The following is a 12,704-nucleotide window of genomic DNA, read 5'->3' on the forward strand; positions in this document are numbered from 1 at the left end:
AGCATCCCTGCCGGCGACCGTGTCACAGGTTCGCCGGCTGTCGGCACCGATGTTCGAGATCGGGCCGAAGAACCTTATGCGGCTGGCCGAAATCGTGGAACTCGCGGTGGCGGCGGGCCGCGCGGGTGAGACGCACGGCGTCTCGGTCGTCGTGACCGTTCCGACAGCGCTCATCTCGCGGGTCAGCAGCGCCGCGCCGAACGTGTTCGTGTTCGCCCAAGAGATGAGCGTACAGTCGCTCGGTGCCAGTGTCGGGCGCACGACTGCTGAATCGCTCGTCGACGCCGGGGCACACGGGGTGATGCTCAACCACGACAGCAATCCGTTGGACGCGGAGGCGCTCGCCGCAGCGGTCGAGCGAGCTCACGACAACGGTTTGCTGACAATGGTCTGCGCAGGCAGCGACACCGAAGCGAGAACCGTCTTCGAACTGCAGCCCACCATTGTCTTGTACGAACCTCCGGAACTCATCGGCACGGCTGGTGGCGCGGATCGCCCGTGGATCGCAGCCATCAATCGTGAGGCTGCGACCGTGGTGCCTGAAACCCTGATGATGCACGCGGGCGGGGTCGCGGTACCCGACGATGCTTATCGCATCATGAGCGCGGGGGCACACGCGACCGGCGCAACGTCAGGTGTCATTCGCGCCGCATCTCCATCGGAGGCAGCCGCGGAATTCATCGCCGCCACGCGCAAGGGCTTCGATGCGGCGCGCGCGCAGCACTCGCGGTGACGCGTTTCACCCGAACGCCGCACGCACCTCGTCATGCGGCAGCGCGTAGCTCGCGTGCCCCTCACGCCCGACCGTATCTTCGGCGGCGACGAGCGCGTTGAGCACCGCCTCCTCCGTCGCCTCGACCACAGCCGTGTAGATCGCGTCGATGCCACCCCAGCTCAGATGCTCAAGCGTCGCCACCGTGCCCGTTGGCGTGCCCATGCGCGAACCGAGCGCATCAGGGTTCGCCGTCGAGAACGCCAAGAAGATATCGCCCGAGAAATGGCTGCCCGTCGTGCCCGTGCGGGCGAGCCCCAGCGACACCCGGCGAGCGAGCGCGCGGCACTGATCGGGCAGCAGGGGAGCGTCGGTCGCGACCACCACGATCACGCTGCCCGCGCCGGCGACCGCGTGTGCCGCCGATGCGGTCTCGAGTTCGAACCAGTCGCTCGTCTCCATCGGGTTCGGTGCCGCCGACTGCCGCCCGAGCGTGCGGCCGGCGACGCGCAGCTCCTTGCGCGAGCCGAAGTTGGCCTGCAGCAGCACGCCGACTGTCCACGACGGGTCGCTGTCGCGGTCACCTTCGCCAGCAGCACCAGCGCCACCTCGCACCACGCGTGACGCCGTGCCCGTGCCGCCCTTGAACCCATAGCAGTTCATGCCGGTGCCGCCACCGACGTTGCCCTCGGCGATCGGTCCGCTCACTGCGGCATCGAGCGCGGCGTGCGCGTGCTCGGGCGTGACGGTGTCGGCGTTGATCTCGTTCAGATACCCGTCCCACGTCTCGCCGACGACGGGCAGCATCCACTGCGCGGCGGCCTCGGAGTGGTGCTCGGCGAGCCACTGGTCGACCCCACGGTGCACGGCGCCGACGGCGTGCGAGTTCGTGATCGCAATGGGGGTCTGAAACTGGCCCGACTCCTCGATCCAGCTGCGCCCGGTGAGCTCGCCGTTGCCGTTGAGTACGGCGGTGCCGGCGGCGCACGGCCGTGCGGCCTCGGCGCGGCCGCGGGGCAGGATCACCGTAACCCCCGTGCGCGCCACGTGCGGGGTGTCGGTCACGATCGTGGCGTACCCGACCTCGAGACCGGGTACGTCGGTGATGGCGTTCCACGGGCCGGGCTCGCCGTCAAACGGGATGCCGAGATCGCGGGCGCGGGGCGCGCGCGGGGCACGATCGACGGCAGCGTCGAAAGCGGAACGTTCGGCGGCGGTGCCTGCGGCGCGGGGGGCGGTGTCGCTCATTGCGGCTCCTGAGGGTCGAGGGTGGGGGCTGAGGCGGCGGCTGATCCCGCATCTGCAGACTCGGATGCCTCATCGCTCAAGCTGCAATCGAGGGCGATTTCGGCGAACTGCAGCGTGTTCGCGAGGTACCGGTCGCGCTGCCAGTTGTCGGGGTCGAGCAGGTAGAGGTCGTAGGCGTCTTCGAGCGCGACGAGGTTCGCGGCGATCGCAGCGACGTCCATGCGCGGGCGAAACACCCCGAGCGCCGCCCCGACCTCGATGATGGTCGTGTAGAGCGCGACCTGGCGCTCGAGCAGCAGCACCATGTCGGCGCGGAAGCGCGCCTGATCGCGCACCACGGCCGACGCCTCGTACACGATGCGCAGGTCGTCGCTGATGGTGGCGGGAATGCCCGCCTCGATGGTGCGGCGCAGGCGCGTGAGCGGATCCGGATGCCCCTCGGCGAACTGGCGACGCCGGTCGATGAACTCCTCGATCGCCCCGCGCACCGCCGTCTCGACCAGGTGGTCGAAGCTTTCGAAGTGGTAGAGCACGCTGCCCGCGCTCACCTCGGCGCGCTCGGCGACGGCGCGCACGCTCACGCCCGCGAGCCCGCGCTCGCTGAGCACGCGCGTGGTGGCCTCGAGCAGATCTTTGCGACGCTGGGCACTCTTCGCTGCGGCCATGACTACTGCTCCGTTCGGTCGTCGGCAATCACGGTGACCGACTGCGTCAGCGCCGCGTAGCGCTCGGGGGAGCGCCGTCTCATCACGATAGCGACTGCCACGCCGCCCAAGAAGACGACCGGCACGCACGCGAGCATGACGCCGTTGATCGGCCCCTGCACCCCCGAGACGAGGTCGAAGTGGGTCGCGATCACGGCAAAGGCGCTCAGCAGACCGATGGCGCCGAGGATCGGGGCGACGATCACCTGCCACACGCCGTGCCCGCGGCGATCTTTCCAGAAGAACCCCACCACCGAGACCGCGGCGACGCCCTGCGAGAAGACGAGGCCGGCGACGCCGATCGCGTAGCACCAGAGGCCGACGCCGAGAAACGGGTCGGCGCCCGAGACCGCGGCGACGAGAATCGCGACGAGCGAGAGCGTGGTCAGCGTGAGGCTCGCGACGTGCGGCGAGTGCATGCGGGGGTGCGTGCGTGCGAGCCGTTCGGGCAGCAGGCGCTCGCGGCCGAGCGAGAAGAGGTAGCGCGAGCAGGCGTTGTGGAAGGCGAGGGTGCAGGCGAAGAAGCTGGTGACGACGAGGATCTCCATGACCACACCCGCCCACGCGCCGAGCGCATTGCCGCCGGCGATGAACATCATCTGCTCGAAGTCCTCTGACTGCGCGAGCGCCATGATGCCGTCGACACCGAACGCTACGGTCAGCGTGAAGAACGTGAACGCGTAGAACACCGCGAGGAAAGCGATCGCGATGTAGGTCGCCCGCGGCACCGTGCGGCGCGGCTGCTTCGCCTCCTCGGCGTAGATGACGGTGCCCTCGAAGCCGAGGAACGCGCCGAATCCGAAGACGAAGAGGGCACTCGCCCCCGACGCGAAAAACACGTTGCGCGGGTCGAACGACGCGGCGGCGGCCGGAACGATCGCGGTGCCGTGCTGCACGATGATCGCGATCGAAATGACGAGCAGAATCGTGACCTCGGCCGTCAGCAGCACCGCGAGCACCTTCGCGCCGACGTCGATGCGCCGGTACCCGAGCAGCCCGATCACGCACACCGACACGACCGACCACACCGCCCAGTGCACATCAATGCCGAAGAGGTGCGCGAAGGTGAGGTTCGCGAAGAAGCCGAGCAGCGCGTAGAAGCAGATGCAGAGAAACGCGTACGAGACGATCGTGATGAACGCGACGCCCACCCCGACGGGCTTGCCGAGCCCGGCCGCCGCGTACGCGTAGAAGGCCCCGGTGTTGCGCACGTAGCGCGACATCGCGGTGAATCCGACGGCAAAGAGGATCAGCACGAGCCCGCTGGCGAGCATCGCCCCCGGGGCTCCGATTCCGCCGACCAGAAACGCGAGCGGTGAGGAGCTCACGGCCACCGTCAGTGGAGCCGCCGCCGACACCACGAAGAAGACGATGTCGAAGGTGCCGAGCTTGCCCGGAGCGAGGGCGCCGGGTGGCGCGGTACGAACGTCAGATGACACGAGAAACTCCCTTGTTTCTGGGCGACGGGGCGATCCCGAAGCATCGTGCAGATTTCTGAACGACTGTATCACTTTTAATCTGAATCGCAATGTTCTCGGAGATTTTCAGGCCTGAATCACGCTCGCAAGCGTTCAAGTTTGGTCAGTGCATGCGACGCAGTGGCCTCGGAATGGGCTGCTCTCGGCGGCAGCCCTGAGCGCGGGGCCGTGCACCGCCGGGGCGATCCGGAATACCGTGTACGACCCTGCGAGGCCTTGACGCGGGCCGGTGACGCCTTGCTAACGTTGCAGTGGTGACCTCCGAAGCCACCACCACAGCACCCGAGCGCGAGACCTGGGGCAAGCGCAGCGCCTTCATCATCGCCGCCATCAGCTCCGCCATCGGGCTGGGCAATATCTGGCGATTTCCCGGCGTCGCCTACGAAAACGGCGGGGGCGCGTTTCTCATCCCGTATCTCGTCGCGTTTCTGACGGCGGGGCTGCCGATCCTCTTCCTGGACTACGCCATCGGGCACAAGTACCGCGCGGCGCCGCCGCTCGCGTTCAAGCGCCTCAACCGCAAGGCCGAACCGCTCGGCTGGTGGCAGGTGGGGGTCTCGTTCCTCATCCTGACCTACTACGCCGTGATCATCGCGTGGGCGCTCGGCTTCGTGTGGTTCAGCTTCGGGCGCCAGTGGGGCGACGACGCCGTCGGCTTCTTCACGGGGGAGTACCTGCAGCTCGCGAGCGAACCCGGGGTCACCTTCGAATTCGTGCCGGCGGTGCTCGTCACCCTGCTGATCGTGTGGATCGCCGCCATCATCGTCATGTCGCTTGGGCTGCGCCGCGGCCTCGACCGTGCGAACCGTATCACGCTGCCGCTGCTCGTCATCGTCTTCACGATCATCGTGATCTACGCCATGACGCTTCCCGGCGCGTGGGATGGCATCAACCAGTTCTTCGCCCCCAATTTCCCGGCTCTCGCCGACCCCGCCGTGTGGCTCGCGGCCTACGGGCACATCTTCTTCTCGTTCTCGATCGCGTTCGGCATCATGCTGACCTACTCGTCATACATGAAGCGGCGCAGCGACCTCGCCGGGTCGGGGCTCGTCGTCGCCTTCGCGAACTGCGGGTTCGAGATGCTCGCCGGCATCGGCGTGTTCGCGGCCCTCGGCTTTCTCGCCTTCACGCAGGGCGTGCATATCGACGACCTCGAGGGCATCAGCGGCGTCGCGCTCGCGTTCATGACGTTCCCGACCCTGCTCAGCGAGATGCCGGGTGGCACCGTGATGGCGCTGCTGTTCTTCGGGTCGCTCGTGCTCGCCGGGTTCACGTCACTGCTCTCGATCTACCAAGTGGTCACCGGGTCGCTGCAAGACAAGACCGGCTGGTCGAACCGCCGCGTCGCCATCGTGGTGGGCCTCGCCGCGGGCATCCCGTCGGTGCTGCTCTTCGGCACCACGTCAGGGCTCAACGTGCTCGATGTGCTCGACGCATTCGTCAACAACATCGGCGTCACAGGGTCTGCCGTCGCGATGCTCGTGCTCGTCGCGTGGGTGTTCCGCGCAGTGCCGGGCCTGCGCGCCCACCTCAACGCGCTCTCGTCGCTCAAGCTCGGGCCGGTCTGGACCATCGCGGTGTCGGTCGTCACCCCCGTGATTCTCGCCGTCATTCTGGTGCGCGGCGTCGAGACCTACATCGTCGACGGGTACGGCGGCTTCCCGACCTGGTTCATCTCGGTGATCGGGTGGGGCGCCATCGCGCTGCTCGCCGTGTTCTCGTTCGCTATGAGTTACCGGCGATACCGGCGGCGAGACATCGACAGTTTCGTTCCCGACGAACCCGAACACCTGGAGACGCAAATGAACGAACTGGTCGCCGAAGCCCGCGATGCACGCGAGGCCACCGCACCGCGCAGCACCTCAGGAGGCACCCGATGACCACGAGCGCGATCGTGATGATGGTGCTCTCGCTCGGGGTGCTCTGGGGCGGGCTGGGCTGGGCGATCCTGCGCCTGCGCAAACACCCCGACGTGAGCGGATTGAGCGACGACTGACCTCGGGGTTCTGGCAAGACTGCGCGACCCCGCACCGTATGCGCAGATTTGGTGACGGCCCTGGTGCGCTATTCGGGAAATACAGCACCAAGGCCGTCACCAAACTTGCGGGTCACGCCGAACAGCCTCGCTCAGGCATCGCTTTGAGACGGCGCCGCCGGGAAATCGAGCGGCACGTCGAGCAGTGCGAGCTGGCCGAGCTGCCGTCGCGTTTTGGTGTCAGTTTGATGCAGTAAACGGGGTTGTAGCGCACCAAACTGCCATTAAGTCGGTGTCTCGGCCGCGTCGAGCACGAGGTCGAGCGCGAACGCGAACTCGTGGGCGCTGTCGCACCCGGCGGCGGAGTGCTGCGCGGCGTCGAGCGCGATCTGCACGATGAACGGGTAGCGCTCGCGCATGTAGGCGAGCACTGCGGGCTCGCCTCGTGCCGCGGGTGATTCCGATCATTGGGCTCGTCGGTGCGCCGGTGTTGACGGTGTCTGCGTTGCTGACCGTTGCGGGCGTACTCGATCAAGTGTCGCCCGTCGCCGGCTTGCTCGCGCTGCCGATCGCGCTCTAGGAGCTCGCGATCGGGGTGTGGTTGCTCGTGCGCGGGGTGCTGAGTGGGGTGCTGCCGGATCGTCCCGACGAGGTGAGTCCTCGATCGTGAGTGCCTCGCTCGATCGGTCACTTACGTGCACTATTTCGCGTTATGCAGCACCAAATTGACCGCTCAAGCGGGGCGGTGCAGGCCAGAGTCATGCCGCCCGCCCGCTGCCCGTTGCTAGGCTCGCACCGTGAGTGAGCACGCATCCGCCCCCGCGCCTGGGCAAGCAGCGCCGTCCCCGCACCGCGTCTTCTCGTACGGCACTCTGCGGCAGGCCAACGTGCAGCAGACGCTCTATGGCCGTGCTGTGCCGACGGTCGATGACACGCTGACAGGGTGGCGTCTCGAGTGGGTGCAGATCATCGACCCCGCGGTGATTGCGGCGTCGGGCTCCGACCGGCACCCGATTCTGCGCCCCGGATCGCCGAGCGATATGGTCGCCGGCGCCGCCCTGGCGCTCAGCGATGCCGACCTCGCCGCAACCGACGACTACGAGGTCGACGACTACGTGCGCGTGCTCGTGCGACTCGCCTCGGGCGTCGACGCGTACGTGTACGTCGCAGCGAATGACGCGGCGAGCGGCGCGGTGATCTGACCGATGCCGGGGCTGCACCACGTCGAGGTCTGGGTGGCCGATCTGGCGACCGCCCGCACCGAACGGGGCTGGTTGCTCGCGCGGGTCGGGTTCTCACGGCAGAGCGAGTGGGACGAGGGCGAGACGTGGTCGGCGGGCGGCGCCTACGTCACACTGACGACGTCGCCGAACCTTGCGAGAGCCCCGCACGATCGACGGCGACCCGGTGTGAACCACCTCGCCTTTCTTGGAGGATCGGCGGCGGCCGTTGATGCCCTCATGCTCGATGCTCCGGCGCAGGGCTGGACCCCGCTCTATCACGAGCGGTATCCGCATGCCGGCGGCACGGCGCACTACGCCGGCTGGCTCGAGAACGCCGCCGGGTTCAAAGTCGAGGTCGTCGCCGAAGCGGAATAGGGCGGTCAGGCGGGCAACGCACTGCGCCCCCGAGATCGGCGAGGATCCCGGGGGCGCAGTGCGTGCGCTCGAGCGTTAAGCCGAGCGGCGGCGACGGCGAGCGACGAGCACGCCACCGGCGAGCAGCAGCAGCCCGCCGATGAGCGCGACCGGTGCCAGCTCGGTGCCGGTCGACGCCAGAGCGGCGCCTCCCTGCGACCCGTTCGCTGCGGCACCCGACGCAGCGTCGGCGTCGCCGGCGGCGGCCGCGAGTACTTCGCCCGAGAACGCGAACGTGAGCACCTCTTCGGTGCCGTTGTCGACCGTCACGATGAACGAGTAGACGCCCGGGTGCAGCGGGGTGCCGCTGAGAACGCCGGTTTCAGGATCGAGCGACAGACCCTCGGGCAACTGCCCGCTGGTCACGCGGAACGTTGGCTTTGGATCAGATGCGATGCCCGCGCTGAGGTCGACCGAGACCGGCTCGCCCTCGCGCAGCACGGGCAGCTTCGGCGTTCCAGCGTCGCCGGGGCGCGTCGGCGACTGCACGATCTTGCCCGAGAACTCGTGCGTGATCGCCTCGCCGATGCCGTTCGACGCGGTCACCGTGAAGGTGTACGCGCCGGCGGCTGTCGGTACGCCGGTGATGTCACCGGTGAGCACGTTCAACGTGAGACCCGAAGGCAGAGACCCTGCGGTGACCGCATACGTCGGTGCGGGGGTGCCGCTCGCCGCGACTGCGTCGGTGAACGCAGCACCGACGCGCAGCTTGCCAATCTGCGTATCCACCCACACGGGTGCATCCGTGACGATGCCGGTGAGTTCGAGCAGTGCATCGTCGCCGATGCCGTTCGACGCGGCGAGCGAGAACGAGTACGAGCCGGGCACGGTGGGCGTGCCCGTGATCTCGCCCGTCGTCTCGTCGAGCGCGAGACCGGCGGGCAGCGTGCCTGCCGCGACCGAGTAGGTCGGAGCCGGGGTGCCCGTCGCGGTGAACGCCGACGAGAACGCGACGCCGGTCTGCAGCGCGATCGCGTCGTGCGTGTTCCACACGGGTGCAGCGTCGACGATGCCGATGAAGCGCTGCGTGGTCGCATCGCCGATGCCGTTCGACGCGGTGACGACGAAGTCGTACGCGCCGGGGGTGGTGGGAGTGCCCGAGAAGAGGCCCGTGGCGGGATCGAGCTTCAGGCCCGCGGGCAATGCCCCCTCGGTCACGGAGTACGCGGGGGCGGGAGTGCCGGTCGCGTGCAGCGTGTCGGTGTCATCAGTAGCGGTCACTTCGGTGCCGACGATCCAGTGACCCGGCTCGCCGGTGATCGCGCCGGGAGCCTCCACGACGGTGCCCGAGACCAGCAGATCGGCCTCACCGCGGGTGTTCGTCGCACGCAGGGTGAACGAGTACGTGCCAGCCCTAGTCGGGGTGCCCGTCACACGACCCGTCGCCTCGTCGAGCGTGAGGCCGGCCGGGAGCGAACCGTTGACCACGGCGTACCCCGGAGCGGGGGTGCCCGCGGCGGTGAAGGTGACGTCGAGCTCAGCGCCCACGCGCGGTGCCCATCCGCTGGTCACGTTCCAGCCCGGAGCCTGGTCGACCGTGCCGGTGTACTCGCGCGTTGCCGCGGTGCCCACCCCATTGGTCGCCGAAATGGTGAAGGTGTAGGGCCCGGCGACGGTCGGAGTTCCCGACAGTGCGCCTGACACCGTATCGAGTGTGACGCCATCGGGCAGCGTGCCCGCCGACACCGAGTAGGTCGGTGCCGGGGTGCCGGTCGCGGCGACCGCCCCGGTGACCGCGGTGCCCACGACGAAGTCGTCGGGGCCGCCGGTGATCGCACCGGGCGCCGCGTTGACGGTTCCGCTGACGAGAAGGTCTGCCGAGCCGGTCGGGTTCGTCGCGGTCAAGGTGAAGGCATACGGGCCGGCAGCGGTCGGCGTGCCCGCTACGACTCCCGACGTCGCATTGAGCGTCAGGCCGGCGGGCAGCGTGCCGGCGGTGACCGCGTAGGTCGGCTTCGTGACACCGGTTGCGGTAAACGTCTGCGAGAGCGCGTCGCCCACGACCGGAGTGCCGAGCGCTTGCTGGGTCCACTGCGGTGCGGCAGGGGCGCCGCAGGTGTACCCGTTCAGCGGTGTCGACGACGACGTGGTCGAGCCGATGGCGTTCGTTTTCGTGACGGTGACGCGAAGCTGGCTGCCCGGGGATTCGACCAGGTAGCAGCTCGCGGCGGTGGCGCCCGAGAGCGAGGTGGTGGTGCCGCCTACGGTCTGCGTCCACTGGAAAGCGGTGCCGGTGATCGGCGAACCGCCATCGAGCCAGGTGCCCTCGTCAGCGGTGAGCGTCTGCCCCTCGGCAGCGGTGCCGTTGACGAAGGGAAGGCCGGCGTTGACCGGAGCCGTGCGCGCGGCGAGCACGCGGAATGACTGCGTCACGGATTCTGCGGGAACATAGTCGGCGTCGCCGGCCTGATTGGCGACGATGCGGCAGGTGCCGACCGTGCCGGTGAAGCTGACGGTCGAGCCGCTCACCGTGCAGATGTTGGTGGTCGTCGAGGTGTAGGTGACCGCGCCAGCCGGTGCCGTCGCGCTGAGCGTCAACTGGCCGTCGGCCGCGACACGGTCGGAGAGCTGGCCGAAGGTGATCGGGTTCTCGGTGCCGAGCTTCAGCACGTTGGCGATATACATGTTCGAGCCGATCGCCTGGCCACCGGTCTGATCGTAGGTGCCGTTGACGAAGCGGAAGCGGTAGGTGCCGTCGGCCGGAATCTTCTTGCTCGACGTCGTCCAGCCCTGAGTGTTGCCGCGGCCGTAGGCGATCAGGGTGTGGTCGGCCGCCGTGCCGAAGCCGGTGCCGTCAACCTTGACCAGGAAGGCGTAGACCTCGTAGTCGTCGACGACGTTCTGCGCGGCCCAGTCGAACGACACGGCCTGGCCGACGCTCGCGGTGAAGGGCTTCGAGTACACCTCGGGGCCGAAAGCCGAGCAGTACGTCGTCTTGCCATCGAAGAAGTTGCTCCCGGTGCACCCACCGTTGGAACCGAGCTGCAGTGCGCCGTTGCGGCCCTGGAATGAGGCATTCGTGTTGGAGGTCAGTGTCAGCTGGCTGCCGGGGCGCTCATCGCTTTCGTACTGCCAACCAGCGTTGGTCGCCTGGTAGTTCCAGTCGGTGACGAACTCGTACGGCTCGCCGCTCACCGCGTCGGTGCCGCGCACCGTGTAGGGGCCGATGCCGCTGATCGCGACCGGGCCGCGCTGCGAACGGCTCGCAAGCGAACCGAGCTGCACGATCGTGCTGCTTGGGGTCTCGAACTGCACGTTCTCGACGGCGGCTGCAGCGGGTGATGCCGCGCCGAGTACGAGGCCCGAGAACGCGACGGCCGATGCCGCCAGAATCGCGATCGAGCGTCTGCCGCGCGATCTTGTGTTGCGCGCGCCGACGTGCGGCGCGCCCCAGAGTGTGTTCACCGATTACTCCCAAAGTGGCTCGCTCGGAGTCACCAGAAGCGAAGCGCGACCCCGAAATCATCAACGAAATTCGTGATCGCTCACGTCCCCCGCGTGAAAATTAGCAGTGAGATGCATGGGTGACGGCACCGCAAGCACTGTTATTCACCCGCGGTTTCACCCGGCGTGTGCGCGATGCGAGACGCGATTGCGCGAATCGTCACGCGACGCAGGTGCTCCGGCTCGTACGACACGATTTCTCAGAACGCGATGCGCTTGACCCGGCCCCCCTCAAGTGGTCGACTGGCCGCAGGCGACACCGAGTGCGGTGCCGCGGTGAGGGGAACGAAATGCGCTGGTGGAGCGGGCGGGATACCGCGGACGAACAGGGGAATGGCACGGGGGATCGGGCCCCGTCGACCCCGGGGTACACCCCGTTCGGCAACAGCGCCCGCATCAATCCGTTCACCTTCGGCCTGCTCGGTGCGCTCGGTGTGCTCGTCGCGCTGCTGATCGGTTCGATCATTGGTCAGCTCGGCACGGTGCTCGTGTACGTCGGCGTCGCACTGTTTCTCTCACTGGGTCTTGACCCCATCGTGTCGTTCTTCGAGCGCAATCTGCCGCGACCGGCAGCGGTCGCTGCGGTTGTGGGAGCGGTGATCATTGCGTTCGCCGGCATACTGCTCGCGATCGTGCCCGTGCTGGTGAAACAAATCACGAATCTGGTCGACAGTGCGCCCGACATGGTTGACGACATCACCCACAGCGACTGGTACGCCTGGCTCACCGACCAGTTCGGCTCGAACTTCGATCAGGCCATATCGGGCGTGCTCGACTTCTTGCAGGATCCGACGAACCTCGGCCAGATTGGCGGCGGGCTCGTCGCGGTCGGTGCGGGCATCGCCGGCGGGGTGACGGGTGTCATCATCGTGCTCATTCTCACCCTCTACTTCATGGCGTCCATGCGTGCGATGAAGCGCCTCGCGGTGCGATTCGTGCCGGCGTACCAGCGCCCGCGCTTTCGCGACCTGCTCGAAGACGTGTCAAGCGCGGTCGGTCGCTACGTCATCGGCCAAATCAGTCTCGCCCTCTGCAACGGCATTCTGAGCCTCATTTTCTTGAGCATCATCGGGGCACCGCTGCCGGCGCTGCTCGCGCTCATCGCATTCATCGGCTCACTGATTCCGCTCGTCGGTACCCTGTCGGCCTCCGTGATCATCTCGGTCATCTGCTTGGTGAGCTCTCCGACCACGGCGCTCATCGCGGCCATCTACTACCTCGTCTACATGCAGATCGAGGCGTACGTGCTCAGCCCGCGCATCATGAGCAAGGCCGTCGCGGTGCCCGGCTCGCTCGTGGTCATCGCGGCGGTCGGCGGCGGTGCGCTCGGCGGGGTACTCGGTGCGCTGGTGGCGATCCCGGTCGCTGCATCGGTCATCATCATCGTGCAGAAGGTGGTGTTCCCGGCGCAGGATCAGAAGACGTTGCCGCCGAAAGAACGCGGTGCGGCGCCGATCGAAGAGGCGACCGCACCCGCTGAATAGTGGGGTTCACGGACGCCATACC

Annotated in this window: 12 protein-coding genes; 7 read left to right on the forward strand and 5 right to left on the reverse strand. The window is 67.8% G+C overall.

From position 1 onward, the window contains the following. The first annotated feature begins 19 nt into the window (after positions 1–19). Positions 20–733, forward strand: coding sequence for a triose-phosphate isomerase (locus tag CH42_RS03140; protein WP_156322451.1), 714 nt, complete (start codon positions 20–22; stop codon positions 731–733). A 6-nt stretch (positions 734–739) separates the two neighbouring features. On the opposite strand, the gene CH42_RS03145 is transcribed toward CH42_RS03140, so the two are convergent. Genes CH42_RS03145 through CH42_RS03155 form a run of 3 tightly spaced genes read right to left on the reverse strand, consistent with a single transcriptional unit; the run spans position 740 to position 4,103 of the window. Then, entirely contained in the window at positions 740–1,960 is a 1,221-nt protein-coding gene (locus CH42_RS03145) for a DmpA family aminopeptidase (protein WP_082309268.1), read from the reverse strand. After that, the gene (locus CH42_RS03150) at positions 1,957–2,625 is read right to left on the reverse strand and encodes a TetR/AcrR family transcriptional regulator (RefSeq protein WP_053351764.1); all 669 of its coding nucleotides are present in this window, start codon (positions 2,623–2,625) and stop codon (positions 1,957–1,959) included. Before CH42_RS03150 ends, CH42_RS03145 begins: the two co-directional genes overlap by 4 nt. A gap of 2 nt (positions 2,626–2,627) precedes the next feature. Continuing rightward, the gene (locus CH42_RS03155) at positions 2,628–4,103 is read right to left on the reverse strand and encodes an APC family permease (protein WP_053351765.1); all 1,476 of its coding nucleotides are present in this window, start codon (positions 4,101–4,103) and stop codon (positions 2,628–2,630) included. Between the two features lie 293 nt (positions 4,104–4,396). Between CH42_RS03155 and CH42_RS03160 the strand changes: the two genes are divergently transcribed. Continuing rightward, positions 4,397–6,022, forward strand: coding sequence for a sodium-dependent transporter (locus tag CH42_RS03160; protein WP_075205234.1), 1,626 nt, complete (start codon positions 4,397–4,399; stop codon positions 6,020–6,022). Continuing rightward, positions 6,019–6,138, forward strand: coding sequence for a methionine/alanine import family NSS transporter small subunit (locus CH42_RS15900; protein ID WP_075205219.1), 120 nt, complete (start codon positions 6,019–6,021; stop codon positions 6,136–6,138). Before CH42_RS03160 ends, CH42_RS15900 begins: the two co-directional genes overlap by 4 nt. A gap of 263 nt (positions 6,139–6,401) precedes the next feature. Here CH42_RS15900 and CH42_RS16315 read toward each other — a convergent pair whose 3' ends face one another. Further along, on the reverse strand, positions 6,402–6,548 hold the full coding sequence (locus tag CH42_RS16315) for a hypothetical protein (protein ID WP_156322452.1): 147 nt from the start codon (positions 6,546–6,548) through the stop codon (positions 6,402–6,404). Between the two features lie 14 nt (positions 6,549–6,562). Between CH42_RS16315 and CH42_RS16320 the strand changes: the two genes are divergently transcribed. The 3 genes from CH42_RS16320 to CH42_RS03170 all read left to right on the forward strand — a co-directional run bounded on the left by CH42_RS16320 (position 6,563) and on the right by CH42_RS03170 (position 7,715). Next, on the forward strand, positions 6,563–6,697 hold the full coding sequence (locus CH42_RS16320; RefSeq protein WP_204374520.1) for a hypothetical protein: 135 nt from the start codon (positions 6,563–6,565) through the stop codon (positions 6,695–6,697). A 217-nt stretch (positions 6,698–6,914) separates the two neighbouring features. Next, positions 6,915–7,319: a gamma-glutamylcyclotransferase family protein gene (locus CH42_RS03165; protein WP_053351767.1), complete on the forward strand. Its 405-nt coding sequence runs from the start codon at positions 6,915–6,917 to the stop codon at positions 7,317–7,319. Between the two features lie 3 nt (positions 7,320–7,322). Beyond that, complete coding sequence (locus CH42_RS03170) at positions 7,323–7,715, forward strand: VOC family protein (protein ID WP_053351768.1); 393 nt, start codon at positions 7,323–7,325, stop codon at positions 7,713–7,715. A 75-nt stretch (positions 7,716–7,790) separates the two neighbouring features. Here CH42_RS03170 and CH42_RS03175 read toward each other — a convergent pair whose 3' ends face one another. Further along, positions 7,791–11,159 (reverse strand): Ig domain-containing protein, encoded by a 3,369-nt coding sequence (locus tag CH42_RS03175; RefSeq protein WP_053351769.1) that lies wholly within the window; start codon positions 11,157–11,159, stop codon positions 7,791–7,793. Positions 11,160–11,488: 329 nt separating this feature from the next. Between CH42_RS03175 and CH42_RS03180 the strand changes: the two genes are divergently transcribed. Then, positions 11,489–12,682, forward strand: coding sequence for an AI-2E family transporter (locus CH42_RS03180; RefSeq protein ID WP_053351770.1), 1,194 nt, complete (start codon positions 11,489–11,491; stop codon positions 12,680–12,682). Positions 12,683–12,704 lie beyond the last annotated feature (22 nt).

Origin of the sequence: Leucobacter musarum subsp. musarum, assembly GCF_001273845.1 — a bacterium.
In the GTDB taxonomy this organism is placed as follows: Bacteria; Actinomycetota; Actinomycetes; order Actinomycetales; family Microbacteriaceae; genus Leucobacter; species Leucobacter musarum.